Source organism: Vibrio sp. 397, from assembly GCF_033339395.1.
In the GTDB taxonomy this organism is placed as follows: domain Bacteria; phylum Pseudomonadota; class Gammaproteobacteria; order Enterobacterales; family Vibrionaceae; genus Vibrio; species Vibrio alginolyticus.
Genome location: NZ_JAWOUN010000007.1, coordinates 198,927 through 224,804, shown reverse-complemented (window position 1 = coordinate 224,804; position 25,878 = coordinate 198,927). Strand labels below are relative to the sequence as shown.

Sequence of the window (25,878 nt, the reverse complement as noted above, 5' to 3'; positions counted from 1 at the left end):
GAACGAAAAGGGCATTAATTTTTTGTGGGTTCTTTCGGAGGGTGGCGGAGTGCTTAGTTGCGTTCAAGAAGTGATAAGTGATTTGTACAAATCTTTTAAGTCTGGAGATGCAAAAAAGCCCGCTAATTTCTTAGCGGGCTTTTTCTAAAAGTGGCGGAGAGATAGGGATTTGAACCCTAGATACGCTATTAACGTATGCCGGTTTTCAAGACCGGTGCTTTCAACCACTCAGCCATCTCTCCGTTGTTGAGGCGCATAATATAAGGCTTTGAAAATGTTGTAAACCCCTAGTTGAACTGATTGGATGTTTACTGCGCAAATTTGTGGTTTGTGTTGTTTAAATAAACAAAAACTCCCCAAAAAGGGGAGTTTGAATAGTATATGGATTGCTAGGTATTAATCGTTTTTAGAATAAAAACGCTGTAACTCAGTTAAACCTTGCATCAAAACTGGCAACTTCGGTGCATCATCTCTAAGTCGTTTGTAGTTTTTGTCATACAGCTTGTAGTTGCCAAACTTATCGATCACTGTGGTTTGCGAGCTAGTAATTAAGGCAAGCTCGCGAGTATCGCCCGCCAAGATCCAGCGACGACGGCTTTCATCGAATAGGTTGCGACCACTACTGTAATCATATGGGTTGGAAGATACGCCGAGCATATCTTGCAACAGTGTAACCGAGAGGTCCAAGTGGCTTGTGCTGTGATTAAACTCGCCAGCCAGCATTCCAGGCCAATGGATCACCATCGGAACTTGTAATTGATAACGGCTGTAGTTGCTGTTTGCTCCCCAGCTGTTCGTATTGGTTTCGTTAAATTCACTACCGTGATTAGAAGTGATGATTACGATGGTGTTTGTCAGTTGTCCCGTCGTTTCTAGTTCATCAATAATACCGGCGATAGCTCTATCCGCCGACTTCACTGCATATTCATAAGCTTTTTTGAATCGCTCACTTGCGGGCATTTCTTCGTCATTATTTGAAGGAATCGATTCAAAATTATCAACGGTGGTGACTTCGATGTAACTAAACCATGGCTGACTTGCTTTCTCTGCTAACCATGTATTCCAGTTTGCGATAGATTGTTTATCGGTATGAGCTTGCGTGCCATCTAGGTCTTCCGCTAAGTTCAAGTCGCGGAAAATAATTTCTGAGTAGAGATCATCTTCAAACCCACTGCCACTGAATAAACCAAAGTTGTAGCCCTGATCTTTCAGTACATCGAGCAATACTGGGGAAGCACCTTGCGCCTTGATGCTTGATGCATAACTGGTCGGTAAGCCATAGAACAAACCAAAGGCCCCGTATGTATCATTACTTGAGCTGTAATGATTACGGAAGTTCTGATTGTTTTCAGCAAACTCATAGAGGTTAGGCATCTCTTCTTGGTTAAGCGCATCCGCTCGTAAATTGTTTATGCTGATCATCAACACATTGAGCTTATTAACTCGGCGGTTAAACTCAAGCTTTTCAAGAGGGTAGTTGACTAACTCTACGTTGCCTTCGTTTTCTGCTAAACGTTTTAGGTATTCCTCACGGTCAAGTAGACCATGTTTTTCCATAAAACTCTTCGCCGTCATCGGGTAAGACAAAGGGAAGTTTGAACGCTGGCTAGTAATTGGGTTGTAAAAATACGCATCTGCCCAAATGTAAACCAAATGGCTGGTCATAAAGCTGAGGAAAAAGACGGCCGCGAGAGGGCGTCCTACGTGCTTATGAGATAGTTTGCGCTGTTTTCGCCATACCCATTCGGATAGTGCGAGTTGAATAAGGAAGATCAGCGGCATCACAACAAATAAATGTTGTAGGTCAGTGCTGAGCGCACTTTTGTCTTCGCTGAATAGTAACTCCCAGACAACGGGAGTTAAGTGCAAATTGATCGACTGATACGCTTGGGTATCAATTAATAATATGGTTTGCCCAAAGGTTGCGAAAATCACTGCCACCAAACGGAACAACTTCCGCGATGGCAGGATAAACGTCAACGGGAATAGAACAAGCAAGTAAAGTGCGAAAACTAGAAAGCCAAAGTGACCAACCCAAGAAACCGCCAGATAAAACTGACCAAGTAACGTCTCGGGCCAAGGAGACTGAACAATGTAGCGTGTGCCTATCAACATCGACGCAACGATATTGAAGAATGCAAACCAGTGACCCCAACCAACTAGTCGAGATACACGTTCGCCGTATGAGTTTCCGCTGTCTACCATGTATGTGTTCTATTGTCCGTGATTAGTGTGTTTTTGGTGTTTCTAAAGAAGACATCAGCGCCTGAGCAAATTTTTCAGCAATCGCTTTGCGTTGTGAAGCAGCAACACGTTGATTTAAGACATTGGTTGCGATATTTCCGGCAATCATTAGCGTCAACTCAGGAGAAGCAGCATGTTTTTCAAGAACTGTTGCTACTTCAGCAAGAATTTTTTCTACTTGCTCGTCAGTATATTTAGATGTAATCGGCATAAAGACTCTAATAATGATAGTAAAAGCGGCTTATGATAACCTACAATGCCCATCAACTAAAACCTTGTAGCAAGATAAAATCACTATGAGTCTTCATCTTTCAAACGTTATTCTGCATCAACTGTGCAAAAACGATCAGGACGAGCTGGTTGTAAACTTTCGTCCAGCATCATTAGAGAACGATGCATCTACAGAAAACTTAGTCGCTGAGCTTCACCGAGTATTCCATTCTAAAGCTGGTAAAGGTTTTGGCGCTTTCCAGTCAGACAGCGAATTTCAATTTTGGCTTCAAGAAATGCGCAAAGGAGAGCGAGATTTTTACGACTTCTCACAAATTAGTGCAAATCGCTTGAAAGAAGAGTTGATTAAGTACCCATTTGCGGATGAAGGTATCTTGGTTTTCGCAGAGTATCAGAGTTTAGCAACGGACTACTTGTTCATCGGTATCCTACCAATGAATCAAAGTTTAAAAGTGACCGAAGGTTTGGACATCAGTGCGACAGATTACTTAGATATCACCAAAATGGATATTGCCGCACGCATCGACCTGTCGAGCTACGAGACCGACAAGGAATCCAATCGTTATCTGCAATACATTAAAGGACGCGTTGGCCGTAAAGTGGCGGACTTCTTCCTAGATTTTCTGCAAGCGGATATTGGCTTAGATACTAAACAACAAAACTTAGTGTTGATGCAGGCGGTGGATGATTTTTGTGCTGACTCGAAGCTAGAAAAGCAAGAAGTGAACGAGTACAAGAAACAAGTTTACGACTACTGCAATGAGCAAATTAAATCCGGTGATGAAGTTCAAATCTCAGAGCTTTCCGGAGAGCTTCCTCAAAGCCAAGATGGCACGAGCTTTATGGATTTCACCAAAGAGCAAGGGTACGAACTTGAAGAGTCTTTCCCAGGTGATCGTGCGACGGTTCGCAAACTGACTAAATTTGTTGGAGCTGGTGGTGGTTTGAATATTAGCTTCGATAGTCTCTTACTTGGCGAGCGTATTTTTTATGATCCAGAGACGGATACCTTAACGATTAAAGGGACTCCTCCAAATCTAAAAGATCAGTTAAGTCGCAATTAAAATCATATCGTTAAATAAAGAGAGCAAACGGCTCTCTTTTTTTATGTGAATAAGAAACATCCATAGTATATGCTTGTAATTAATGGAGATATGCGAGGGGCAAGTGTTGCTGAAGCTAAAAGAAGGAATACGGCGGTTTGTTTGGTTCTGGTTCGTTTTGTGGTGTGTTTTAGCACTTGGCATTTGGCTGCAAGCCAAACAAACGATTCAAACGATTTCGACTGTAAATGAGTTAGGAAGTAAAGTTGAAGAAGTCAGGCACTTTTTTAACTTCGATCTGCCTTACCGTGTTAAACACGTCGACCAAATTTCACTGAAACTTCAGTTGGCTTATGCAGTTCGCTTACAGCTTGAAAGTGAGTTTTCTGAAGGGAAAATCACACCAGACATCACTCAATTGCTTTATACGACCGACCGATTTTTAGAAAGTGCTCGAGCTTTTGTAAGAAGTGACAGTGAATTGGTTTCGTTAGCAGAACAGTTACGAAGCAGCCGTGCTCGAACAGAAAACTCTGATCAAATTCAGGCAATGTACTATCGCTTAGGTGCGCTTGTTTTTGAGTCTGTCTTTAGTGACTCTGCAACGAATAGCGATACTTACCGTGACTTAGACCGACTTTTTATTGAATCAGAGACGCTCTCTCCCGAAGAGCGAAGTGCTCTTCAGCGCCAGCTTGCTCAAACCTCAAGCGCACTATCTGCTCAGGCACAGGGCAGTTATTTATCCAATCAACTGCTTAATCCAGATTTCCCGAACCAGTTAACTTCGATAAATGATCAGTTGGAACAGAAGCTAATGACTTTTATTGTTTGGTTGTCTGTAATCAGTGGTTTGCTCCTTTTCCTCATTTCATGGGGAGCCTTCTCCCCAAAAACGATTCAACCGATACCACTACCCAGAACCGATGATAAAAAGTCAGAGCAAGTTGGCGATGATGAAAATGGAGCTAACGCTGTTCCCTCAGCTCAGTCAGAAAATTTTCAAAACGTCCAAATGAACGAAGAAAGTTGTAATGAGGTGAATTCATCACAAGTGGAAGTAGTGGAACGTGAGCCGTACATAGATATCAATAAAATGTTAGATTCTCTGTCTGGTGACGAGGGCGCTGTGCGGATGTTACTGGAGGTCTTTATTCAGGATCACTCTGGCGATGGCACTAAAATGTATCAGCTGTTAGAAGAGGATAAAGAGCAAGCGCAAAGAGCCGCACACAGTCTTAAAGGGGTCTCAGGGAGTTTAGGTGCAATGCCATTGCACTGTATTTCGGGTGATATTGAACTGTTGATTAAACAAGGGCAAAAAGTGCCGGAAGAGAAGTTGGCATGTTTAGATGATGTCCTAAAACAAACCATACTTTTTGCTAATAATGTACTCAATAGTGAAAAGATAACAGAAGCGCTAACAGATTGATATTGCTCTGACTTAATGTCATAAGAGTTGAGGTAATAAAGGCTCGAACTATATGACTTAGTTCGCTTTATTCCTGTTCTATACAATTTGTTAAAGGTGTTTTCATGTCCGTTCGCCGAATGTCTTCAATTATGTTGATAGGGCTGGTTATGATGCTTTCAGGGTGCTCCCTGCTCGAAGTCAAGATCGAGAGTCAAACCGTCCCTCTTACCAAACAAGAGCTCAATATGCGTCTTTTGACTCGTGAGTATGCGCAGCAGTTTTTTGCTCAGGTTGAGCAAGCAGCAGATGCACTACACGAACAATATGATCCTCATGATAAAGTTCATCAATCTTATATTTTACTTTGGAAGATAAATGCTGAAGAAGGCATCCAAGCTTCTGCGTATCAAGTGTCCCCAATGGCTGCACTGATTGATACATGGACTTTCACGCTACAAATGGAACAGTTCTTTACTACCGCTTCTGGTAATGAGCTCTTTGCGTCTGATGAGGCCAAGTTAGTTTCCGTTTATTTAGCGAAAGAGGTCGATAAACTGGCTCAATCTTTATTGAAGAAAGAAGCATACATCAAGACACAAACGTTTGTTGCAGAGTTCGCCAAGCAGCATCCATTCGCTGATTTAAGCATGATTAGGACTCCGGCTTACCGTGGGTGGTTAGATGCAAACCAAATTAGCGAAGAGGAAGCCGTTACAACGCTAGGCACGATGCCAGAAGCACTTGGGGATGTCTCTGATCGTCTAAGTCTGGTATCAGAACAGACACCAAAAATTATGACGTGGAAAGCGCAGTTGTTGGCCTTGAATAGCTCTGCCAGTATCGAAAAAGTCAATGCGGCGCTCAATAGTTTGCAAGTTACCGCTGATTCGATGAGGGATTTTATCGATAACAACCCAGAGTACATGCGTTATTTGGCAGAACAAATGGCGCTGGAGTTACAACCTTTGGTTGACGATATCGATCAAAGGACGGAGGCGCGTTTATCTCAGTTGGGTGAAGAACGCCAAGCTATAGAGCTGATGGTTGCCAGAGAACGTCAAGAAATCGCACAGATCATTACCCATGAGCGCGAGAAGTTTGCTCAAGATATGGATCGAGTGTCGCAAGAGGTTGTGAATCTCGCAATGACTAAGCTGATTGAACTTGTCAAAAGTACCATCATCTACTTTATTCTGTTCATTGCCGTTATATTCTTTGCACCGCTTGGCTTGGGCTATTGGTTTGGGAAGCGTGCAGCCGTGAAAACGCCAGTCAAACAAAGCTAACGATTTGTTTTGGAAATAAAAAAAGGGCGCTTTAAAGCGCTCTTTTTTAGTATTGAATTCGAAAGGGAGGTTCTTCCTATCTCTGCGAAGTTAAGCGGTTTGCTGCTTTAATTCGCCTTCAGCTTCTTCAACTGCTTCTGCTGTTGGTTCGCACTTATCAACAAACCAACCCATGTAAGAAGTGAAGATCGTTACGATGATACATACAAAACTCAGCCACATGAACGGGGCATAAGACAGTGTAGCAACACCCAAAATACTGGCCATGTAGATACCGTTGTCACTCCAAGGGACCATACCTGAGGTTAGCGTGCCGCCAAATTCTGCGTTACGAGACAAATTCTTACGTTTGTAGCCTAGACGGTCATAGTTCTTCGCACAGATTTTTGGGGTCAGGATAAGTGAAACGTACATCGCTGAACCAAATACGTTGCCCATAAAGGCCGTACCAATTGTGCTTGTTGCCAATGAACCTGCACTTTGAACGCGTTTTTCAAACAGCTTCGCGATAGTCTCTAGCACGCCTACTTTATCTAGTAGACCACCAAAACCAAGGCCGAATACGATAACCGCTACCGACCCAAGCATTGAAGACATGCCGCCACGGTTAAGGATTGAGTCAATGAAATCTACGCCAGATGAGATTGCAAACGGAGCCCAAGCCGTGTTGAACGCGGTTAGGAAATCGACATCTTGGATCATCACTGCCCAAATAATACCTAACAGAGAACCAAAACTGATCACTGGGAATGAAGGCATACGCATCGCTAGAAGTGACAATACGATGATCACAGGAACAAATGAGTAAGGGGTGATGTAGAACTGCTGTTCCATCGCTTTAATGACAGAGTCTACCTGGCTCATGTCAACTTGACCTGCGTAGTGGAAGCCAAATGCAGTAAACATAATGCCTGTAATAATGTAGCTAATGAGTGCTATCGGCAACATGCCTTTAATATGTTCCATCACTTCAACGTTAGACATAGATGAAGCAAGGATTACTGAATCCGATAGAGGCGACATTTTGTCACCAAAGTAACAGCCTGAAAGTACGGCACCTGCAGTGATTGGCGCAGGAACACCAAGACCTTGACCGATACCCATCATTGCAATACCTGCCGTGCCAGCCGCACCCCAAGATGTGCCAGTCGCTAGCGCAGTCAATGAACAGATGATCATGGTCGCGAGCAAAAAGATGGAAGGGTGGATTGCTTTAAGGCCGTAGTAAATAATGGTTGGAACAATACCACCAGAGATCCAAGTACCTACAAGCGCGCCAACGGCCAAAAGGATTAAAACGGCTCCAAGTCCATTGGAAATGCCATTTAGTGCTGCTTTTTCCAGATCTTTATACTGATGGCCAAGCTTTATGCCCAATATCATGACAATGAACCAACCGATGTATAGCGCTAGCTGAATCGGTAGGTCTAGCTTGGCTGTGAACGAAAATGCCAGCAGGAGAAATAAACCGAGCGAGATAAATACCTGTATCAAGCTTGGTAGGCGTGGTGTAACTTGCTTCATATGTGCCTCTGTCAATCTTGGAGCAATAGAGGAAGGCGCTCCTTGTTGTAATCGCGCATAACATACATTAACAAAAATTATATTTCGAACATTTGGTGTTTTATCTTGATGTTCGTCGGTAAAAACGTTTGCTTGTGAAATTAACTGTTAGTTTGTTTTAACTTTTTTGGTTTTAAATGTTGTGTAATGTGAAATTATTGTGCTTCATGTGTTATTTTCTCATTGAGTGGTAAGACCAATTAGGGGACTAAAGTGCTTTCCCTACTTGAAAAATGGTTAAAACCGCAAACCAAACACTAAAAAATCTCGTGTAACCCGGTTTTTCAGAGGAAAAGGTTAAAAAACGCGCTTATTTACAAAATAGGGGTTGAGATTTTGCTGTGAAAAATTAACTATGGGGTAGGTTTTTTAATACATGGAGAGTTAATACGATGAGAGTTGGTTTAGTTGGTTGGCGCGGTATGGTTGGTTCAGTCCTTATGCAGCGTATGGTTGAAGAGAAAGACTTCGACCTAATCGAACCAGTATTCTACAGTACTTCTCAAGTTGGTATTCCTGCTCCTAACTTAGGAAAAGACGCAGGCTTACTGCAAGACGCGTATGATATTGAAAGCTTAAAACAGCTTGATGCGGTAATCACCTGTCAAGGTGGTAGCTACACAGAAAAAGTTTTCCCTGCACTTCGTCAGGCTGGTTGGAAAGGCTACTGGATTGACGCGGCCTCTACGCTACGTATGGCTGAAGATTCGATCATCACACTTGATCCAGTGAACTTAAAGCAAATCCAACAAGGCATCCACGGTAGCACGAACACATTTGTCGGTGGTAACTGTACGGTTAGTTTAATGCTAATGGGGCTAGGTGGTCTATTTGAGAAAGGCCTTGTTGAGTGGACAAGCGCAATGACTTATCAAGCCGCATCTGGTGCTGGTGCGCAAAATATGCGTGAGTTGATCTCGCAAATGGGCGTTATCAATGACTCTGTGAGCTCTGAACTTGCAAACCCATCAAGCTCTATCCTAGATATTGATAAGAAAGTTGCGGATACAATGCGCAGCGGCTCTTTCCCTACCGATAAATTCGGTGTGCCACTAGCTGGTTCGTTGATCCCATGGATCGATGTGAAGCGCGATAATGGTCAGAGTAAAGAAGAGTGGAAAGCGGGCGCCGAGGCGAATAAAATTTTGGGTTCTCAAAGTTCACCTGTCCCAATTGACGGTACTTGTGTGCGTATTGGCGCGATGCGTTGTCACTCTCAAGCACTTACTATCAAGCTTAAACAAAATGTACCAATGGACGAAATCGAAGAAATCATCGCCACTCATAACGATTGGGTGAAAGTGATTCCTAACGACCGTGACATCACTGCTCAAGAGCTAACGCCGGCAAAAGTTACGGGCACAATGTCTGTACCAGTGGGTCGTCTACGTAAGATGGCAATGGGTGATGATTTCCTAAATGCTTTCACTGTTGGTGACCAACTGCTTTGGGGGGCTGCGGAGCCATTGCGTCGTACTCTGCGAATTATTCTGTCTGAGAAAGCATAATCACATCAATCCTTTATTTGATGACAAAATAAAAGAGCTCCTTAGGGAGCTCTTTTTTCATGCGTCGTCTTCCGTTCGAACGACTCTTTTGTCTGGATCGGCCAGTTCACTACCACAATGTTTACAGTAAATTGCGTCAGAGTCGTGCCCTGCGTGGGAGCAGTTTGGGCATTTCACCAATACTTTGTGCGATTGCATCTCTTGGTGTAATTCGGCAGTGAAAATACCTGTAGGTACCGCCAAAATGGAATAACCCAGTAACATGGTGAGTGATGCAAGCCCTTTACCTAGGTCTGTTTGAGGGACCAAGTCACCATAACCAACCGTTGTGATGGTCACGATCGCCCAATAAATACTTTTAGGAATGCTAGTAAATCCGTTTTCAGGTCCTTCAATGATAAAAATCAATGAGCCGAAAATCGTTACCATAATGGCGACGGAACTAAAGAAGATAAAAATCTTTCTGCGCGCCATAAGCAGTGAACGTAAGAGGATATTGGACTCTTGGAGGTATCGGACTAACTTGAGTATGCGGAATATTCGCATCACTCGCAGCGCCCTGATCACACCCATAAACGAAGCGGATGGGAAGAAGAGTGCTAAATAGGTGGGCAAAATCGCAAGTAAATCGACGACACCATAAAAACTCTTTGCGTAGGCGGCAGGTTTAGGAGAGCAATAAAGCCTTAGAAGGTATTCAATCGTGAATAGGCCAGTAAATGTGTATTCAATAAACTTCAGCTCTTTTTCCCACTCGGCCCGAACGGAGGGTATCGAATCTAACACCAGTACGATTAACGAACTGATGATCGCGATAATGAGAGCAATATCGAACGTTTTACCAGCTTTGGTATGAGTACCAAAAATGGTGACATATAGAGTATGTTTAAGAGAGTCAGTCGTCATGACAAAGCGATCCATTGTTGAATCGCTCTATCATACAATTTTATAGAAACTCAGGCTAATCCTGGAAATAAGTTGCGTAAGCCATTCGCAATGAACTCTATGCCAAGCGCGCCCAATATCAAACCCATGATACGAGTAATGACGTTGATTCCAGTTTGACCTAAAAATCGTACGATCAATGGGGCAGAGCGGAACAATAGCCATGAACAAAGGCAGAACAAACCAATCGTAATACTAATGCCCACGGTATCGAACATGCTTGGGTAGCGTGCACCATAAACAATAGTCGAACTGATTGCACCAGGACCTGCCATTAAAGGCATTGCAAGAGGGACCACACCAATCTGTTCACGACTGACGTATTCCGTTTTCTCTTGTTTGTTCTGCTTATCTTCCCCCAGTTTACCGCTCATCATCGAGAATGCGATGCTAAGTAATAGCAACCCGCCAGCGACACGAAACGAATCCAGAGAAATACTGAACATGTCTAACAGTAACTGACCAGCAAAAAGCGAAATGATCAGGATGATCGCAACAGCCACATTTGCTGTTGTTGCCGTATTGCGCTTTTCGTCTGGAGTCATATGCCCGGTTAGTGACACAAACACAGGCATGATACCAACAGGGTTTACTGCGGCGACCAAACCGAGAAAAAACTGCAAGAAGATAGCAAGTTCAAAAGTTTGCATGTTGCGTACTCATCAAAGTTCACATTAGTGAAAAGGAGAAGGGGTAATTTGGGCGTAATGTAAGGCAAAAGTTAGGTTGTAAGAAATGAAAAAAACTAACGCATTCCCTGCCATTTAAGTGAGAAAAACTAATTCTTTAATAAACTGTATCTAATCTGGAAAGGAAATGTTACGTATAAAGTTGCTGATAAATTGCGCTGTTTTACATAAACGTTAACATTCGCACATTTTTGATAAAAACCAAGGTGGTTTGTAGAGAGATGTATTCGGTTCGATATACTCTCAGTAGCACAAAGAATTGGGCCTACATGTAATTTTGTTGGTCAAAAATGAAACTTTTTTACAGGTTGTTGTAGTTTCTTTTATTTATTTGTCCATTTGCTTCTTTTTTATTCAATAAAAAATGAAAGTTAATTTATTTGTTTATCAGTGATTTATGTCATTTTGGTGTGATGAGGCACCACTTTGGTAGTATTTAGGTGGTGAGAACTGATCCAAGTCAATTTTTTTCACACTCTGAAATATTATACTCAGTCCTGAAAGCAATTTACTAAGACGTTTGTTTTCTAAGTGACTGATAAACAGTAAAAACGATAAGTAATAGCCTTAGTAAAAAGTTTTTAATATTTGTTAATTTTAGGAGATTCCCTATGCCTGTAACTAATATGGCTGAACTAGATGCAATGGTTGCTCGCGTTAAGAAAGCGCAAGAAGAGTTCGCTACTTACTCTCAAGAGCAAGTAGATAAAATCTTTCGTGCAGCATCGCTTGCAGCTAACCAGGCCCGTATCCCGCTAGCTCAACAAGCGGTAGAAGAATCTGGTATGGGTATTGTTGAAGATAAAGTAATCAAGAACCACTTTGCTTCTGAGTTTATCTACAACAAATACAAAGACGAACAAACGTGTGGCATCTTAGAAGAGGATGACAACCTAGGTACTATGACTATCGCTGAGCCTGTAGGCATCATCTGCGGTATCGTACCAACGACTAACCCAACTTCTACAGCGATCTTCAAATCTCTAATCTCTTTGAAGACTCGTAACGGTATCATCTTCTCACCACACCCACGTGCGAAAAACTCAACTAACGATGCAGCTAAACTCGTTCTAGATGCAGCAGTAGCAGCAGGTGCACCAAAAGACATCATCGGTTGGATCGACCAGCCTTCTGTTGAGCTTTCAAACGCTCTAATGAAACACGATGACATCGCTCTTATCCTTGCAACTGGTGGTCCAGGCATGGTTAAAGCCGCTTACTCTTCTGGTAAGCCAGCAATCGGTGTAGGTGCAGGTAACGTTCCTGTTGTTATCGATGAAACAGCAGACATCAAACGTGCTGTTGCTTCTATCCTTATGTCTAAGACTTTCGACAACGGTGTAGTATGTGCTTCTGAGCAGGCTGCAATCGTAGTTGACGAAGTATACGACGAAGTGAAAGAGCGTTTTGCTTCTCACAAAGCGTATGTCCTAAGCAAAGCAGAAGCTGATAAAGTTCGTAAAGTTCTTCTTATCGATGGCGCGCTAAACGCGAAAATCGTAGGTCAGCCAGCAGCAGCAATCGCTGAAATGGCAGGCGTTAAAGTTCCAGCAGACACTAAAGTTCTTGTTGGTGAAGGTCTGGGTAAAGTATCTCACGATGACGCATTCGCTCACGAGAAACTATCTCCAACTCTAGGTCTATTCCGTGCTGACAACTTCGAAGACGCGGTTGCTCAAGCGGTAACTATGGTTGAGATTGGTGGTATCGGCCACACATCTGGTCTTTACACTAACCAAGATACTAACGCTGATCGTATCCGTTACTTCGGTGACAAGATGAAGACAGCTCGTATCCTAATCAACATCCCGACTACTCACGGTGGTATCGGTGACTTGTACAACTTCAACGTTGCGCCATCTCTAACGCTAGGTTGTGGTTCTTGGGGTGGTAACTCTATCTCTGAGAACGTAGGTCCTAAACACCTAATCAACAAGAAAACTGTAGCGAAGCGAGCTGAAAACATGTTGTGGCATAAACTACCTAAGTCAATCTACTTCCGTCGTGGTAGCCTTCCAATCGCGCTTGGCGACCTAGAAGGTAAGAAACGTGCATTCCTAGTAACTGACCGTTTCCTATTCAACAACGGTTATGCAGATGACGTAGTAAGCCTACTGAAAGCTCAAGGCATGGAAGTTCAAACATTCTTCGATGTTGAAGCTGACCCAACACTGTCTGTAGTAGAAAAAGGTGCGGCTCAAATGGCTAGCTACCAACCTGACGTTATCCTAGCGCTAGGCGGTGGTTCACCAATGGATGCAGCGAAAATCATGTGGGTAATGTACGAGCACCCAGAAACTCACTTTGAAGAACTAGCAATGCGCTTTATGGACATCCGTAAACGTATCTACAAGTTCCCTAAAATGGGTAAAAAAGCTGAGCTTGTATGTATCACTACAACTTCAGGTACTGGTTCAGAAGTTACTCCATTCGCGGTTGTTACTGACGACAAGACTGGTGCTAAATACCCACTAGCTGACTACGAAATCACGCCAAACATGGCAATCGTTGATGCGAACCTAGTAATGAACATGCCTAAGTCTCTAACAGCATTTGGTGGTTACGATGCAGTAACTCACGCTCTAGAAGCTTACGTTTCTGTTCTTGCTAACGAATACTCAGATGGCCAAGCTCTTCAAGCACTTAAGATGCTAAAAGAGTACCTACCATCAAGCTATGCGAACGGTGCAAATGACCCAATCGCTCGTGAGAAAGTACACAACGCAGCTACTATCGCTGGTGTTGCATTTGCGAACGCATTCCTAGGTGTTTGTCACTCAATGGCTCACAAACTGGGTGCTGAGTTCCACTTGCCACACGGCCTAGCTAACGCACTACTTATCTCTAACGTGGTACGTTACAACGCGAACGACAATCCAACTAAACAAACTGCGTTCTCTCAATACGACCGTCCACAAGCACGTCGTCGTTACGCTGAAGTTGCTGACCACCTAGGCCTAAGCCAAGAAGGTGACCGTACTGCTCAGAAGATTGAACGTCTACTAGCATGGTTGGATGAACTAAAAGTTAACCTAGACATCCCAATGTCTATCCAAGCGGCAGGTGTTGCTGAATCAGATTTCGTAGCGAAACTGGATGAGCTAGCGGTAGAAGCGTTCGATGACCAATGTACTGGTGCGAACCCACGTTACCCTCTAATCAGCGAACTTAAAGATGTGTTGATGGCTTCTTACTACGGTAAAGCATTTGTTGAAGGCGAAACTTTCGAAGGTACAACTGTTATCAAGAAGAAAGCAGACCAAGAAGCAGCAAAAGCAGCACCTAAAGCAAAGAAAGAAAAAGCTGACGCGTAATTAAAAAATCGAGTGAGCAAGGTTTTCGCTAGCACGGAACCTTAATCGGGAAAAGGTTAAAGCCCCAGTCAAATGACTGGGGCTTTTTTTATTTTGGTGCAGGATTTACATCTGGCTTGGGAAAACAGAGTTGCTGTGTATGCTTACACTTCGGTCGCAACTACTCGGCCACTGAAGTATTCATTCGCGACGATGTATGCTGTGTTGCGGACTAGTTCGTCTTGGATCTCAGCCCAGTGCCTCTCGTTGAGCTCTTCTTTTGTATGATTTACCGAGGGAATAACGCCGCCCACTCGAATGTTGAATGGTGTGAGTTCTTTTGCCCAGCTGTGAGTAAAACCTGACACCAACGCCGCCATGCTTTCAACTCCCGTAAAGTCTTCATGGTTGTCATGAGAAATGACGTTAACAATGACGCCTTTCTTGTTTCTGGCTCGAAAGCGCTCTGCTCCTACTTGGCCGTAGGTATAAAGGAAGCGTGCCGCAGACGACAAGTGATCAATGTAAGTACTCATTGGTTCTGGCGCCATTAAGCCAGGCATAGGGGAGCTGGTCCAGCAATTAACAATCACATCTGGTGTCGCACGTAGCTGTGATTCTATCTGGTCAAACAATAAGTTAATGGACGTTGTGTTATCACTACACACATTCATCGCATACACTTTGTCAGTGAAAGCGCTGATTTGCTCATAGCTCGCTCTCAAAGCGCTAGAATTTTGGTCACAAAGAATCAACGTTGCTCCAAGGTGAGCAAAGTGATTTGCACAGGTTCTTCCTATAACCGAACCTGCAGACGTGACGAGAATAATTGATTCTTTGATATCCATAGCACCTTCACTGTATCCATATGTGAAAAACAATACACCAGTGGTTTGTGCTAATAGCATGGTTGAAATTCGTTGGGTTCAGTGTGAAAGGCTTCAAACTAACGCTTTCGAGTGAGGACTATTGTGCGGTAATTTGTAAGATGTCACATTTCTGACGTGTAGGTATTGCAAGCTATTGGATAAAAAGCGGATCTCTATGCTTTAGCTTGAATTTGATGCTGACGTTGAGCCGTCACTAGCTGATTATATAGCCCAGCATCTGGGATCAGTTGTTTGTTGCGTTCGCCCAATCTGCGTCGCTCATGACCAGATAGGTTGTGATAAACCTCCTCTGGTAGGTTGAATGTGTCTTCAGGCAGGTAAGTCAGCGCATCCGGTTTTAGGTAATGGCTCAGCTTTGCGGAAGGCAATCCTGCATCGTGAAACTGTTTCGCTTGTTCAGCTGCGAGTTTATAGCTGCTGCTATCAGAACGAAGAGCTTGAGGTTGCGATAAACCCAATTGTTGGCGAAGAATACTGTCACTGGTGATGACTTCCTGGACCTCTTCAACTGGGACCACATCGCGAACATCATTAGAGAACATAGACAGAATCAGCGAGAAATCCGCACGACGACCTTCGTGTACGGCATGGTTAATACCATTACCGAACTGAAGTTCGTTGATAATTGCAGCTTTGTCTAACGTATGAATTTGCATGATGTTCCTCGCTCGATGCTCTTTTAACGGCGTGGATAAGAAGAACTTTAGTAAAAGAGGGAATTATTTAAAGGTGCTAGGGAAGGCGAAACAAAAAAGCCCGCTAAATAGCGAGCTTTTGAATAAGACTAAATTGAACTTAGGGGGAAGTATATTACTTCGCTAGGTTCTCAGCTACGAAGTCCCAGTTTACTAGAGCCCAGAAGCCGTTCATGTAATCAGGACGTACGTTGCGGTAATCGATGTAGTACGCGTGTTCCCATAGGTCAACAGTTAGAAGTGGTGTTGTACCTTCTTCTGTTAGAGGAGTAGCAGCGTTAGAAGTGTTAACGATCTCTAGAGAGCCGTCAGCTTTCTTAACAAGCCAAGTCCATGAAGAACCGAAGTTGTTGATTGCTGAATCAGTAAACTTCGCTTTGAATTCTTCAAAAGAACCGAATGCTGCGTTGATAGCGTCTGCAACTGCGCCAGTTGGCTCGCCGCCCGCATTTGGAGCAAGACAGTGCCAGTAGAACGTGTGGTTCCAGATTTGCGCTGCGTTGTTGAATACGCCACCAGTAGAAGTCTTGATGATCTCTTCTAGAGTTTTGCCTTCGAACTCAGTACCAGGGATAAGACCGTTAAGCTTAACAACGTAAGTGTTGTGGTGCTTACCGTGGTGGTAGTCAAGAGTCTCTGCTGAGATGTGTGGTTCTAGTGCGTCTTTCGCGTAAGGAAGAGCTGGTAGTTCAAATGCCATTACTCGATTCTCCATTGATTTGAAAGGATGACCTTTCGATTGCTTCCAGTGTTTTTTTATAGCTATGTCGCCTTTAAGGCTGACTTACTAAGTATTTTAGCAAGTTTTTACTTTATTAAAACCCCGATATGAAAATATTTTAAGAGGTTAGCAGTGGTGAAGTGCTGCATTGCTCGCCAATGAGCAACCTAAAATTAAGCCTTATTAATTATATGGTTTTTATTCTGTCGTTATTGAGTAGAATGTGGCAAATAAATAAAGTTCAAACCCATGAATGAGGAAGCGATGGAAACTATCGACAAAATCAAACAGCAGATCTCTGAAAACTCAATCCTGCTGTACATGAAAGGATCACCGAAACTACCTAGCTGTGGTTTCTCTTCTCAAGCGTCACAGGCACTAATGGCATGTGGTGAGAAGTTCGCTTACGTAGACATTCTGCAAAACCCAGATATCCGTGCTGAGTTACCAAAGTACGCGCAATGGCCAACTTTCCCTCAACTATGGGTTGAAGGTGAGCTTATCGGCGGTTGTGACATTATTCTAGAAATGTTCCAAAAAGGTGAACTGCAGCCTCTAATCAAAGAAGCAGCAGCGCGCGCTGAAGATCAAGCTGAGTAATTCGTAAATACTCACATTTAGCGATAGAATACGAAGGAGCCGTACTGGCTCCTTTTTCTTTTTAGGTTAGTGGAATGAACATAAAGCTTTACTACGTGCATGACCCAATGTGCAGTTGGTGTTGGGGTTACAAACCAACGCTGGATAAACTAAAACAGCAACTGCCAGGTGTGATTCAATTTGAGTATGTGGTTGGTGGTCTTGCGCCAGATACTAATTTACCGATGCCGCCCGAGATGCAACAAAAACTCGAAGGTATTTGGAAGCAGATTGAGCGCCAGTTAGGCACTAAGTTTAACTACGATTTCTGGAAGCTTTGTACGCCAGTTAGAAGCACTTACCAATCTTGTCGTGCGGTTATTGCAGCGGGCTTTCAAGACTCTTATGAGCAGATGCTAGAAGCGATTCAGCATGCGTATTACTTACGTGCGATGCCTCCTCATGAAGAAGCTACTCACTTGCAACTAGCGAGAGAAATTGGCTTGAATGTTCAGCAATTCAAGAATGACATGGATGGCTCTTTCTTAGAAGGTGTGTTCGAAGATCAATTGAGCCTTGCAAAGAGCCTAGGTGTGAGCTCTTACCCTAGCTTGGTTCTTAAAATTAACGACGCTTATTTTCCGATTGCCATCGATTACCTGTCGACAGAACCAACCTTGAAGCTGATTCGTGAGCGTATTATTGACAATATGCCAGCGCAATAACCACAGTTATGAATAACAAAAAGCCGCTCATTGAGCGGCTTTTTCGTAACTAAATGTATATCCATCCAAACAATAGTATTAAAGCACCATTGCTGCAATCCAACCAAAGATGATTAGAGGGATATTGTAATGGATAAAGGTTGGAACGACTGTTTCCCAAATGTGCTCATGTTGACCGTCAGCATTTAGACCAGATGTAGGGCCTAATGTAGAGTCAGAAGCTGGAGAGCCTGCATCACCTAACGCCGCCGCAGTACCTACCAGTGCAATCGTTGCCATCGGCGAGAAGCCAAATGCTAGCGCAAGAGGCACATAGATAGTTGCAAGGATTGGAATCGTAGAGAACGATGAACCAATGCCCATTGTTACCAACAGACCAACGATCAGCATCAGTAGTGCAGCTAAAGGCTTATTGTCACCGATGCTGGTTGATAGCGATTGTACTAGTGTTTCAACACCGCCAGTTTGCTTCATTACTGCTGCAAAACCTGCCGCTGCAATCATGATGAAGCCAATCATTGCCATCATGTGTACACCTTTAGTGAACACGTCGTGCGTCTCTTTCCATGCAATAACGCCGCCGAAAGTAAACACCATAAAGCCAGCTAGAGCACCGATAATCATTGAACCCGTGTAAAGCTGAACACCCAAAGCAGCGACAATACCAAGTGCCGCAACCAAGATGTGCTTTTTATTGATGACATGATCGGTTTCGTCAACGACAGTCAACTCAGTTTCTTTGTAGACACGCGGTTTACGATAGCTAACAAAGATAGCCAGTAATAGACCAAACAGCATACCTGCACCAGGCAGTAACATGGCGGTTGGGACTTGGCTTGCAACCACATTCTCCAAACCGTTGTCATGTAGGTTCTTTAACAGAATGTTGTTTAAGAAAATACCGCCGAAACCAACAGGCAAGATCATGTAAGGTGTGATCAAACCGAAGGTAAGAACACACGCGACCAAACGTCGATCGAGCTTAAGTTTCGCAAATACGCCCAAAAGAGGTGGAATCAAAATTGGAATAAAGGCGATATGGACCGGAATTACGTTCTGAGATGACATAGTGACAAGAACGAGCACGACTAACACCGCGTACTTTAACCCGGTAGTTGACGCCGAGTTTTCTTTACCATTTAAGCGCTTGATAACACTTTTGGCCAGTAGATCCGTGATGCCTGATTTCGAGATGGCAACAGCGAAAGTACCTAACATGGCGTAGCTTAGCGCAATAGTTGCACCGCCACCTAGACCACTTTCAAATGCGGCAACCGTATCCCCAAGGCTCATGCCTGCGACTAGGCCGCCTACGATGGCACTAAACGTGAGGGCAACCACCACGTTTACGCGCATCAATGCTAACACGAGCATGACGCACACTGATATAACGACAGGATTCATACTTTTCCTAATATGTTGTGTTTACTTATTATTCTTCGTCGACAAGCGGCCAACCGCCGAGGGCCTTCCATTTGTTGACAATACCGCAGAATAATTCTGCTGTTTTTTGTGTATCGTAAAGCGCAGAGTGTGCTTCACGGTTATCAAATTCCATCCCGGCTGTTTTGCATGCTTTAGCGAGAACTGTTTGGCCATAAGCAAGGCCACTTAATGTAGCCGTATCAAAAGTAGCAAAGGGATGAAAAGGGACTCTTTTTAGTTTACAGCGTTCATTTGCTGCATTTACAAAACCCAAGTCGAATGCTGCGTTATGAGCAACCATAATTGCACGTGAGCAATCTGCGGCTTTTTGTTCTTTGCGAATAAGCTTATAAATTTCCTTTAGCGCCTCTTGCTCAGAAACAGCACCTCGAAGAGGGCTGAAAGGGTCACGAATACCATTGAATTCAAGCGCTTCTTTTTCTAAGTTAGCGCCTTCAAATGGTTCCACATGAAAATGAATGGTGGAGGCCGGATGCAACACGCCATGTTCGTCCATTTTCAACGTAACGGCACAGATTTCTAAAAGTGCATCAGTTTGAGCATTGAAACCAGCGGTCTCAACGTCTACTACCACAGGGAAATAACCACGAAAGCGTTTTTTCAAGGTTAGAGCTTCATTTTCTAGTGTCATGTTGGCTTATTTTTGTGTGACGAAGGCTGCATTATTGCAGATTATACCGATGAGAAAAACCGCAATTTAAGAGAAAACCGGAATTCTATTTTGCATCCAATCAATAAGTTTGTATTGCATATTATGTAGACGTTTATTCGCCATACTTTGCATCATGTAAACCGATAAAACATGAGGAAGTAAAACGCTAAGTGGCGGTTAAGGTGATTGGAACACGGTGGCTCACATTAATGGCAGTGTGACAGATAACCCTATATTGGCGAGATTTTTGCATGCTGGTTGAAGTGGTTTTATTGATGCAAATTGACGGCAACAGACTGCCGTTTAAGAGACAGTATTAGATGAAGAAATGGCTGATTACCAGTGGTGTTGTATTTTCGTTGTTTAGCACAAGCAGCTTCGCTTTGATGGGCAAACGTTATGCTGCAACTCCACAGCAATCTCAATGGGAAATGGTGGTCAATACACCATTAGAATGTCAGCTTGTACACCCCATTCCAAGCTTTGGAGATGCGGTATTTTCATCTCGTGCGAATAAAAAAATCAATTTAGACTTTGAGTTAAAAATGCGTCGCCCGATGGGAGAAACACGTAACGTCAGTCTCATTTCTATGCCGCCACCTTGGCGACCAGGTGAACACGCCGATCGAATTACAAACCTAAAGTTTTTTAAACAGTTTGATGGTTATGTCGGAGGGCAAACAGCATGGGGCATTTTGTCTGAGCTGGAAAAAGGCCGTTATCCGACTTTTAGTTACCAAGATTGGCAGAGCCGAGATCAGAGAATTGAAGTCGCATTGTCATCAGTACTGTTTCAAAACAAGTACAACGCGTTTAGCGACTGTATTTCCAACTTATTGAAATACAGTTTCGAGGACATTGCTTTTACGATTTTGCACTACGAAAGACAAGGTGATCAGTTAACCAAGGCTTCTAAAAAGCGTTTATCACAAATTGCAGATTATATCCGACATAATCAAGATATCGATCTCGTGCTGGTGGCGACGTACACAGATTCAACCGATGGTAAAAGTGCGAGTCAAAGTTTATCAGAGCGACGTGCAGAGTCACTTCGTGACTATTTTCAGTCTCTAGGGCTACCGGAAGATCGAATTCAAGTGCAAGGGTACGGCAAGCGTCGTCCTATTGCAGATAACGGTTCGCCAATAGGAAAAGACAAAAACCGCCGAGTCGTGATATCTCTAGGGCGAACCCAAGTGTGATGCATATAAAAACGCCGAAGCTGAAAGCTTCGGCGTTTTTGATTTACTGACGTTGTTAATAATATTTTAGTGGTATTTTGCCAAGCACGTTTCGGTGATTCCTGCTGTATAATTTGAATGTTAGTTTAAGCGGAATTTGGCAATGACTTCGCAATTGGTGGCGGTATCGATTTTTTCAACCTGTTTGGCAATAGCCGGATTAGGGTGACGCTTCATAAAGTCTATCAACGCCTTAGTACAGCATCCTATCGAGTCGATAAAGCTTGCACACTCTTTATTTGGGCATTGTGGGATAAGTGTTAAGACCTTCTCAGAGGCCAGTTGAAGGTATTTGAGTTCATAGTCAGTATCTCCAGCCCAACGCCAGAACTGAGCTAAGTTATGACAAGAAATCACAGAAATTAATAATCGCTCGTCCGCCTCAATTTCCACACATTCGCTGATATCTTCACTCAGGCTTAGGGCTTGCTGGTAATGAAGAATGCTGCGAACAGGGTCATCTAGTTGAAGTGCCGTATCGGCTAGAAGTGTGTGTTTTTCCCATTCACTGATCATTATCGTAATCCCGCATATCGAAGTTGCGGATAAATCTAAACGATAACTATTATCAAGTAAAGAGTTTTGTTTATAAAAGGACAGGCAGATCGCAGACCTGCCTGTAATCGGAGTTCAACTTGCAGTACAAGTGATTATTAGAAGTGCCGCTTAGCCTTCAAGACCTGATGAAGCTTGCTTGTTTTGAATAAGCTCAATCATATAACCATCTGGGTCTTTTACGAATGCAATGTGCGTGCTTCCGCCTTTTACTGGACCTGGCTCACGCGTCACATTACCGCCCGCCGCTTTGATAGCGTCGCAAGTTGTGTAGATATCATCAACACCAATGGCGATATGACCAAAAGCAGTACCTAGGTCATACTCAGTTTTACCCCAGTTGTAAGTCAGTTCGATCACTGCACCTTGGGATTCGTCACCATAACCAAGAAACGCTAGCGTGTATTCGTACTCTTTATTTTCGTTAGTACGAAGCAGCTGCATGCCCATAACTTCAGTGTAAAACTTGATGGATTTGTCTAGATCACCTACGCGAAGCATAGTGTGGAGAATTCGACCGTTTGACATTTTTTGCTCCTAGCTTTGATTTACAAATAGCATTAGCTATCTGGGTATACTTTCTCTTTATATTCGCACAAATCTTCGATAATACAGCTACCGCAGCGAGGCTTTCTTGCTACGCACGTATAACGACCATGAAGAATGAGCCAGTGGTGCACATCGAGTTTGAACTCTTTTGGCACAACTTTTAATAGCTTCTGCTCGACATCATCAACCGTTTTTCCCATCGCAAATTTAGTGCGATTCGACACGCGATAAATGTGCGTATCGACGGCAATAGTTGGCCAACCAAAAGCGGTGTTGAGCACGACGTTTGCGGTCTTGCGACCTACGCCTGGTAGCGCTTCTAACGCGGCACGATCTTCAGGAACTTCACCATTGTGTTTTTCCAACAAGATCTTACAAGTCTTGATTGTGTTTTCTGCCTTTGAGTTAAACAAACCGATGGTCTTTATGTATTCTTTTAAGCCATCGACTCCCAAATCGAGAATACTTTGTGGTGTATTAGCGACAGGGAAAAGCTTGTCGGTGGCTTTATTGACACTTACATCGGTTGCTTGCGCTGATAGTAATACCGCGATTAGCAGTTCAAAAGGGGAGCTCCAGTTAAGCTCAGTTTGAGGATTCGGATTGTTTTCTCGTAATCGCTCAAGAATTTCGATTCTTTTTATTTTGTTCATTGCTGACTTCCAATACCGTCTCTGCGGTTTATGAAAAAGGCTCCTATGACAGAGCCTTATCTTGTTATGCGTTGGTGACGCGAGCACGTTCTATGGTTGGTTTTTCTTCTTTAGGTTGACGTGCCTGGACTGAATTATCGATGACATTTTTAAGCGCTATCAACAGACCAACACCGATAAATGCACCGGGTGGAAGAAGCGCTAGCAGAAAGCTGTTGTCAAATTGGAAAACTTGAATGCGGAGAGCGGATGCCCAGTCTCCTAATAGCAGATCTGCCCCGTCGAATAGTGTGCCATTACCAATTAACTCACGCATGGCACCTAGCACGACCAAAACGCTTGTCATACCAAGCCCCATCCATAAACCGTCTAATGCTGCAGGCGCAACATCATTTTTTGAAGCATATGCTTCAGCTCGACCAATAATGATGCAGTTGGTTACAATCAGAGGAATAAAGATACCAAGAGATAGGTATAAACCATACGCATAGGCATTCATCAATAACTGAACACAGGTAACGAGAGAGGCAATGATCATCACGAACACAGGAATGCGGATCTCTTTTGGTACGTAATTACGAATAAGAGAAACCGTGACGTTGGAGCCGACCAGCACTAATAAGGTTGCAATACCAAGACCTAAGGCATTGGTTATCGTGGAAGAAACCGCTAGTAGTGGACACAGACCCAGCAGCTGTACGAGAGCAGGGTTATTGCTCCACATACCGTTTTTCATCAGCAATTTATTTTCACTCATTACTGCTCTCCTTCACAGCCCAAAGGCTGGCTAAGAATGTCTTCACGAGATTGGTTTACGTAGTTAACGGTATTTCGCACCACTTTTACGACGGCTCTAGGCGTGATCGTTGCACCAGTAAATTGATCGAAATCACCACCATCTTTACGAACTTTCCATGAGTTCCAGTTACTTTCCGTGACTTGTTTGCCCGTAAAGCTCAGGATCCAGTCGGTGACACGAAGATCGATTTTATCGCCCAGACCAGGGGTTTCTTGGTGGTTTAGGACGCGTGTCCCCAAAATATTGCCCTGATTATCAATCCCTGTAATCACTTTTATCTCACCATTGTAGCCATCTGGCGCGATAGATTCTATTGCGATTGCTGTTGGTTCACCATTCTTCGTGGCGAGGTAGGCTGGCATCGCACGTAATGTCCCCAGATCTGGAGACGTGACCATTGTACAAGCTTGCGTGAGTGCGTTGTCATGCATGTTTTCTGGAATGACTTGATTCAAAACAGAAAGTAATTGTTTTTGCTCTTGTACCTTGATTTGGTCTTTTGTTAGGTACTGAGTAAGGGCGACTAATCCGGTTGTTGCACATGCAAATATCGCGAGTGTCAGACCATTTTTTCTAATAGCGGTTAACATGTTTACCTCAGTGACCGTAAGTTCTAGGTTTGGTGTAGTAATCGATCAGTGGCACACACATATTTGCAAGCAACACTGCAAATGCAACACCATCTGGGAAACCGCCCCAACTGCGAATGATAAAAACCAAAGCACCAATAAGCGCACCGAAGATTAAACGTCCTTTGACGGTGGTAGACGCCGAAACGGGATCGGTTGCAATAAAGAATGCGCCAAGCATGGTTGCACCAGATAACAAGTGTAAAATTGGCGACGCAGTTTCCCCTGGCGTCAGCAACGTGAACACTAGGCTAAACAGAGTCAGACTCGCAAGGAAACCTGCTGGAATATACCATTGGATGATACGCTTTTTGATCATGACTATGCCGCCAAGAAGGTAAGCAAGGTTTACCCATTGCCAACCAATACCACCTAAGCCATCAAATATCGGCTGCGACATTACTTCGCTTGGAGTGGCACCTGTAAGAATGCCAGTCTTAAATGCATCAAGTGGTGTCGCCATTGTCACACCGTCAACACCTGAGCGAACTTGCTGAAGTGATAAGCCGTCGTAATCATAGCCCGTAAAAATTAAAGAGAGTGTATCTGCAAAATTTACGTGATCAGGTATGAGTGACGTCGGGGCACTCCAACTCGTCATTTGCACTGGGAATGAGATTAACAAGACCACATAAGCGACCATGGCAGGATTGAATAAGTTTTGACCAAGGCCACCATAGAGGTGTTTAGCAATTACGATCGCGAAAATAAGTCCGATCACCATAATCCACCACGGAGACCATGGTGGAATAGCAACGGCTAATAACCAAGCGGTAACGATCGCACTGTTATCACGTAGTGCTCTCATTGGTGAGCGTTTACGACAGATCATGACTAAGGCTTCAAGGGATACAGCGACTGCAATGGCAAAAATCAGCTGAATAAGCGTTCCCCAGCCAAAGAAGTAGGTTTGAGCTACTAAACCTGGAAGTGCGCAAAGTGCCACCCATTTCATTAAGTCTGGCGTACTACGACGACTGTGGGTATGCGGTGAACTGGCAATAAAAAACGACACTACTCGTTCTCCTCAGTATTATTTTTATTAGCTTCTTGTTGCGCTTTGCGGGCCTTCGCGCGCGCAATTGCTGCGGCAACCGCGGCTTTTTTCGGATCCACTTCTGGTTCTTCAGAAGTTGCTTCTTCAACAGGCTTAGTTTGCGTTTCTTGCTTAGCTTTACGCGCTTTGGCACGTGCAATGGCAGCAGCCACGGCGGCTTTTTTCGGATCTTCGGTTTGCTCGGCAGGTGCTTCAGCTTCTTCCGCTTCAGTTGAGTCTGCTTGTTTCGCTTTACGAGCCTTCGCGCGCGCAATTGCTGCGGCAACCGCGGCTTTTTTCGGATCCACTTCTGGTTCTTCAGAAGTTGCGTCTTCAACAGGCTCAGTTTGCGTTTCTTGCTTCGCTTTACGTGCTTTGGCACGTGCAATGGCAGCTGCCACGGCGGCTTTTTTCAGATCGTCGGTTTGCTCGGCAGGTGCGTCAGCTTCTTCCGCTTCGGTTGAGTCTGCTTGCTTCGCTTTGCGCGCTTTG

General features: G+C 43.8%; 24 protein-coding genes, 1 tRNA gene and 1 pseudogene. 8 read left to right on the top strand and 18 right to left on the bottom strand.

The window, feature by feature from the left end; translation table 11 throughout:
• Window positions 1–151: 151 nt before the first annotated feature.
• The 3 genes from R7P36_RS13600 to R7P36_RS13590 all read right to left on the bottom strand — a co-directional run bounded on the left by R7P36_RS13600 (window position 152) and on the right by R7P36_RS13590 (window position 2,455).
• Window positions 152–242: transfer RNA gene (locus tag R7P36_RS13600), tRNA-Ser, on the bottom strand.
• Window positions 243–396: 154 nt separating this feature from the next.
• The gene (locus R7P36_RS13595; protein ID WP_213876329.1) at window positions 397–2,205 is read right to left on the bottom strand and encodes a DUF3413 domain-containing protein; all 1,809 of its coding nucleotides are present in this window, start codon (window positions 2,203–2,205) and stop codon (window positions 397–399) included.
• Window positions 2,206–2,227: 22 nt separating this feature from the next.
• Window positions 2,228–2,455, bottom strand: a complete 228-nt coding sequence (locus R7P36_RS13590) for a YejL family protein (RefSeq protein WP_005380722.1) — start codon at window positions 2,453–2,455, stop codon at window positions 2,228–2,230.
• A gap of 85 nt (window positions 2,456–2,540) precedes the next feature.
• Between R7P36_RS13590 and yejK the strand changes: the two genes are divergently transcribed.
• The 3 genes from yejK (at window position 2,541) to R7P36_RS13575 (ending at window position 6,218) form a co-directional block, all read left to right on the top strand.
• Window positions 2,541–3,539, top strand: coding sequence for a nucleoid-associated protein YejK (gene yejK / locus R7P36_RS13585; protein WP_005380723.1), 999 nt, complete (start codon window positions 2,541–2,543; stop codon window positions 3,537–3,539).
• Window positions 3,540–3,621: 82 nt separating this feature from the next.
• Window positions 3,622–4,950 (top strand): Hpt domain-containing protein, encoded by a 1,329-nt coding sequence (locus R7P36_RS13580; protein ID WP_080276925.1) that lies wholly within the window; start codon window positions 3,622–3,624, stop codon window positions 4,948–4,950.
• Window positions 4,951–5,054: 104 nt separating this feature from the next.
• Window positions 5,055–6,218: a chemotaxis protein gene (locus tag R7P36_RS13575; protein WP_213899705.1), complete on the top strand. Its 1,164-nt coding sequence runs from the start codon at window positions 5,055–5,057 to the stop codon at window positions 6,216–6,218.
• Window positions 6,219–6,308: 90 nt separating this feature from the next.
• On the opposite strand, the gene nhaC is transcribed toward R7P36_RS13575, so the two are convergent.
• Window positions 6,309–7,742 (bottom strand): Na+/H+ antiporter NhaC, encoded by a 1,434-nt coding sequence (nhaC, locus tag R7P36_RS13570; RefSeq protein WP_005380726.1) that lies wholly within the window; start codon window positions 7,740–7,742, stop codon window positions 6,309–6,311.
• 431 nt (window positions 7,743–8,173) lie between these two features.
• Here nhaC and asd point away from each other — a divergent pair, with 431 nt between their 5' ends.
• Complete coding sequence (asd, locus tag R7P36_RS13565) at window positions 8,174–9,289, top strand: aspartate-semialdehyde dehydrogenase (protein WP_213899704.1); 1,116 nt, start codon at window positions 8,174–8,176, stop codon at window positions 9,287–9,289.
• Window positions 9,290–9,346: 57 nt separating this feature from the next.
• Here asd and R7P36_RS13560 read toward each other — a convergent pair whose 3' ends face one another.
• Window positions 9,347–10,210: an ion transporter gene (locus R7P36_RS13560; RefSeq protein ID WP_005380728.1), complete on the bottom strand. Its 864-nt coding sequence runs from the start codon at window positions 10,208–10,210 to the stop codon at window positions 9,347–9,349.
• Window positions 10,211–10,245: 35 nt separating this feature from the next.
• Window positions 10,246–10,884 (bottom strand): YchE family NAAT transporter, encoded by a 639-nt coding sequence (locus R7P36_RS13555; protein ID WP_005380729.1) that lies wholly within the window; start codon window positions 10,882–10,884, stop codon window positions 10,246–10,248.
• Window positions 10,885–11,534: 650 nt separating this feature from the next.
• On the opposite strand from R7P36_RS13555, the gene adhE reads away from it, so the two are divergent.
• Window positions 11,535–14,237 (top strand): bifunctional acetaldehyde-CoA/alcohol dehydrogenase, encoded by a 2,703-nt coding sequence (adhE, locus tag R7P36_RS13550; protein ID WP_005380731.1) that lies wholly within the window; start codon window positions 11,535–11,537, stop codon window positions 14,235–14,237.
• A gap of 143 nt (window positions 14,238–14,380) precedes the next feature.
• Here adhE and R7P36_RS13545 read toward each other — a convergent pair whose 3' ends face one another.
• The 3 genes from R7P36_RS13545 to sodB form a co-directional block, all read right to left on the bottom strand.
• The gene (locus tag R7P36_RS13545; RefSeq protein WP_005380732.1) at window positions 14,381–15,124 is read right to left on the bottom strand and encodes an SDR family oxidoreductase; all 744 of its coding nucleotides are present in this window, start codon (window positions 15,122–15,124) and stop codon (window positions 14,381–14,383) included.
• Window positions 15,125–15,258: 134 nt separating this feature from the next.
• Complete coding sequence (locus R7P36_RS13540; protein ID WP_213899703.1) at window positions 15,259–15,762, bottom strand: VC2046/SO_2500 family protein; 504 nt, start codon at window positions 15,760–15,762, stop codon at window positions 15,259–15,261.
• Between the two features lie 154 nt (window positions 15,763–15,916).
• Window positions 15,917–16,501: a superoxide dismutase [Fe] gene (gene sodB / locus R7P36_RS13535; protein ID WP_005396533.1), complete on the bottom strand. Its 585-nt coding sequence runs from the start codon at window positions 16,499–16,501 to the stop codon at window positions 15,917–15,919.
• 285 nt (window positions 16,502–16,786) lie between these two features.
• Between sodB and R7P36_RS13530 the strand changes: the two genes are divergently transcribed.
• Both R7P36_RS13530 and R7P36_RS13525 read left to right on the top strand, forming a co-directional pair.
• Window positions 16,787–17,122 (top strand): Grx4 family monothiol glutaredoxin, encoded by a 336-nt coding sequence (locus R7P36_RS13530; RefSeq protein ID WP_017635833.1) that lies wholly within the window; start codon window positions 16,787–16,789, stop codon window positions 17,120–17,122.
• A 74-nt stretch (window positions 17,123–17,196) separates the two neighbouring features.
• Entirely contained in the window at window positions 17,197–17,826 is a 630-nt protein-coding gene (locus tag R7P36_RS13525; RefSeq protein WP_132936849.1) for a DsbA family protein, read from the top strand.
• A 78-nt stretch (window positions 17,827–17,904) separates the two neighbouring features.
• Here the strand turns inward: R7P36_RS13525 and R7P36_RS13520 are convergent, their stop codons facing one another.
• Together R7P36_RS13520 and rnt are read right to left on the bottom strand one after the other, a co-directional pair.
• Entirely contained in the window at window positions 17,905–19,230 is a 1,326-nt protein-coding gene (locus tag R7P36_RS13520; protein ID WP_258510593.1) for a Na+/H+ antiporter family protein, read from the bottom strand.
• A gap of 28 nt (window positions 19,231–19,258) precedes the next feature.
• Window positions 19,259–19,903: a ribonuclease T gene (gene rnt / locus R7P36_RS13515; RefSeq protein WP_005384888.1), complete on the bottom strand. Its 645-nt coding sequence runs from the start codon at window positions 19,901–19,903 to the stop codon at window positions 19,259–19,261.
• Window positions 19,904–20,244: 341 nt separating this feature from the next.
• Between rnt and motY the strand changes: the two genes are divergently transcribed.
• The gene (gene motY / locus R7P36_RS13510; protein ID WP_005384887.1) at window positions 20,245–21,126 is read left to right on the top strand and encodes a flagellar protein MotY; all 882 of its coding nucleotides are present in this window, start codon (window positions 20,245–20,247) and stop codon (window positions 21,124–21,126) included.
• A gap of 120 nt (window positions 21,127–21,246) precedes the next feature.
• Here motY and R7P36_RS13505 read toward each other — a convergent pair whose 3' ends face one another.
• From R7P36_RS13505 to R7P36_RS13475, 7 genes and pseudogenes are all read right to left on the bottom strand, one after another.
• A complete protein-coding gene (locus tag R7P36_RS13505; RefSeq protein WP_005384886.1) occupies window positions 21,247–21,681 on the bottom strand; it encodes a DUF2753 domain-containing protein in 435 nt (144 codons plus the stop codon).
• A gap of 150 nt (window positions 21,682–21,831) precedes the next feature.
• The gene (gloA, locus tag R7P36_RS13500) at window positions 21,832–22,248 is read right to left on the bottom strand and encodes a lactoylglutathione lyase (RefSeq protein WP_017635317.1); all 417 of its coding nucleotides are present in this window, start codon (window positions 22,246–22,248) and stop codon (window positions 21,832–21,834) included.
• Between the two features lie 32 nt (window positions 22,249–22,280).
• Entirely contained in the window at window positions 22,281–22,922 is a 642-nt protein-coding gene (gene nth / locus R7P36_RS13495; RefSeq protein WP_005380743.1) for an endonuclease III, read from the bottom strand.
• A gap of 64 nt (window positions 22,923–22,986) precedes the next feature.
• On the bottom strand, window positions 22,987–23,679 hold the full coding sequence (locus R7P36_RS13490) for an electron transport complex subunit E (protein WP_005396543.1): 693 nt from the start codon (window positions 23,677–23,679) through the stop codon (window positions 22,987–22,989).
• On the bottom strand, window positions 23,679–24,311 hold the full coding sequence (rsxG, locus tag R7P36_RS13485) for an electron transport complex subunit RsxG (protein ID WP_033907338.1): 633 nt from the start codon (window positions 24,309–24,311) through the stop codon (window positions 23,679–23,681). Before rsxG ends, R7P36_RS13490 begins: the two co-directional genes overlap by 1 nt.
• Window positions 24,312–24,318: 7 nt before the next feature.
• Window positions 24,319–25,365 carry an electron transport complex subunit RsxD gene (gene rsxD / locus R7P36_RS13480; RefSeq protein ID WP_005380749.1) on the bottom strand — a complete coding sequence of 349 codons (1,047 nt, stop codon included), beginning with the start codon at window positions 25,363–25,365 and terminating at the stop codon, window positions 24,319–24,321.
• Window positions 25,365–25,878 (bottom strand): annotated as a pseudogene (locus R7P36_RS13475) (electron transport complex subunit RsxC); the annotation flags it as partial. The pseudogene R7P36_RS13475 and the gene rsxD, both read right to left, overlap by 1 nt.

Excerpts from the sequence above, each read along its gene's own strand:
- R7P36_RS13595 (WP_213876329.1), bottom strand. The coding sequence starts at position 2,205 with ATGGTAGACAGCGGAAACTCATACGGCGAACGTGTATCTCGACTAGTT.
- R7P36_RS13590 (WP_005380722.1), bottom strand. The coding sequence starts at position 2,455 with ATGCCGATTACATCTAAATATACTGACGAGCAAGTAGAAAAAATTCTT.
- yejK (WP_005380723.1), top strand. The coding sequence starts at position 2,541 with ATGAGTCTTCATCTTTCAAACGTTATTCTGCATCAACTGTGCAAAAAC.
- R7P36_RS13580 (WP_080276925.1), top strand. The coding sequence starts at position 3,622 with ATGGAGATATGCGAGGGGCAAGTGTTGCTGAAGCTAAAAGAAGGAATA.
- R7P36_RS13575 (WP_213899705.1), top strand. The coding sequence starts at position 5,055 with ATGTCCGTTCGCCGAATGTCTTCAATTATGTTGATAGGGCTGGTTATG.
- nhaC (WP_005380726.1), bottom strand. The coding sequence starts at position 7,742 with ATGAAGCAAGTTACACCACGCCTACCAAGCTTGATACAGGTATTTATC.
- asd (WP_213899704.1), top strand. The coding sequence starts at position 8,174 with ATGAGAGTTGGTTTAGTTGGTTGGCGCGGTATGGTTGGTTCAGTCCTT.
- R7P36_RS13560 (WP_005380728.1), bottom strand. The coding sequence starts at position 10,210 with ATGGATCGCTTTGTCATGACGACTGACTCTCTTAAACATACTCTATAT.
- R7P36_RS13555 (WP_005380729.1), bottom strand. The coding sequence starts at position 10,884 with ATGCAAACTTTTGAACTTGCTATCTTCTTGCAGTTTTTTCTCGGTTTG.
- adhE (WP_005380731.1), top strand. The coding sequence starts at position 11,535 with ATGCCTGTAACTAATATGGCTGAACTAGATGCAATGGTTGCTCGCGTT.
- R7P36_RS13545 (WP_005380732.1), bottom strand. The coding sequence starts at position 15,124 with ATGCTATTAGCACAAACCACTGGTGTATTGTTTTTCACATATGGATAC.
- R7P36_RS13540 (WP_213899703.1), bottom strand. The coding sequence starts at position 15,762 with ATGCAAATTCATACGTTAGACAAAGCTGCAATTATCAACGAACTTCAG.
- sodB (WP_005396533.1), bottom strand. The coding sequence starts at position 16,501 with ATGGCATTTGAACTACCAGCTCTTCCTTACGCGAAAGACGCACTAGAA.
- R7P36_RS13530 (WP_017635833.1), top strand. The coding sequence starts at position 16,787 with ATGGAAACTATCGACAAAATCAAACAGCAGATCTCTGAAAACTCAATC.
- R7P36_RS13525 (WP_132936849.1), top strand. The coding sequence starts at position 17,197 with ATGAACATAAAGCTTTACTACGTGCATGACCCAATGTGCAGTTGGTGT.
- R7P36_RS13520 (WP_258510593.1), bottom strand. The coding sequence starts at position 19,230 with ATGAATCCTGTCGTTATATCAGTGTGCGTCATGCTCGTGTTAGCATTG.
- rnt (WP_005384888.1), bottom strand. The coding sequence starts at position 19,903 with ATGACACTAGAAAATGAAGCTCTAACCTTGAAAAAACGCTTTCGTGGT.
- motY (WP_005384887.1), top strand. The coding sequence starts at position 20,245 with ATGAAGAAATGGCTGATTACCAGTGGTGTTGTATTTTCGTTGTTTAGC.
- R7P36_RS13505 (WP_005384886.1), bottom strand. The coding sequence starts at position 21,681 with ATGATCAGTGAATGGGAAAAACACACACTTCTAGCCGATACGGCACTT.
- gloA (WP_017635317.1), bottom strand. The coding sequence starts at position 22,248 with ATGTCAAACGGTCGAATTCTCCACACTATGCTTCGCGTAGGTGATCTA.
- nth (WP_005380743.1), bottom strand. The coding sequence starts at position 22,922 with ATGAACAAAATAAAAAGAATCGAAATTCTTGAGCGATTACGAGAAAAC.
- R7P36_RS13490 (WP_005396543.1), bottom strand. The coding sequence starts at position 23,679 with ATGAGTGAAAATAAATTGCTGATGAAAAACGGTATGTGGAGCAATAAC.
- rsxG (WP_033907338.1), bottom strand. The coding sequence starts at position 24,311 with ATGTTAACCGCTATTAGAAAAAATGGTCTGACACTCGCGATATTTGCA.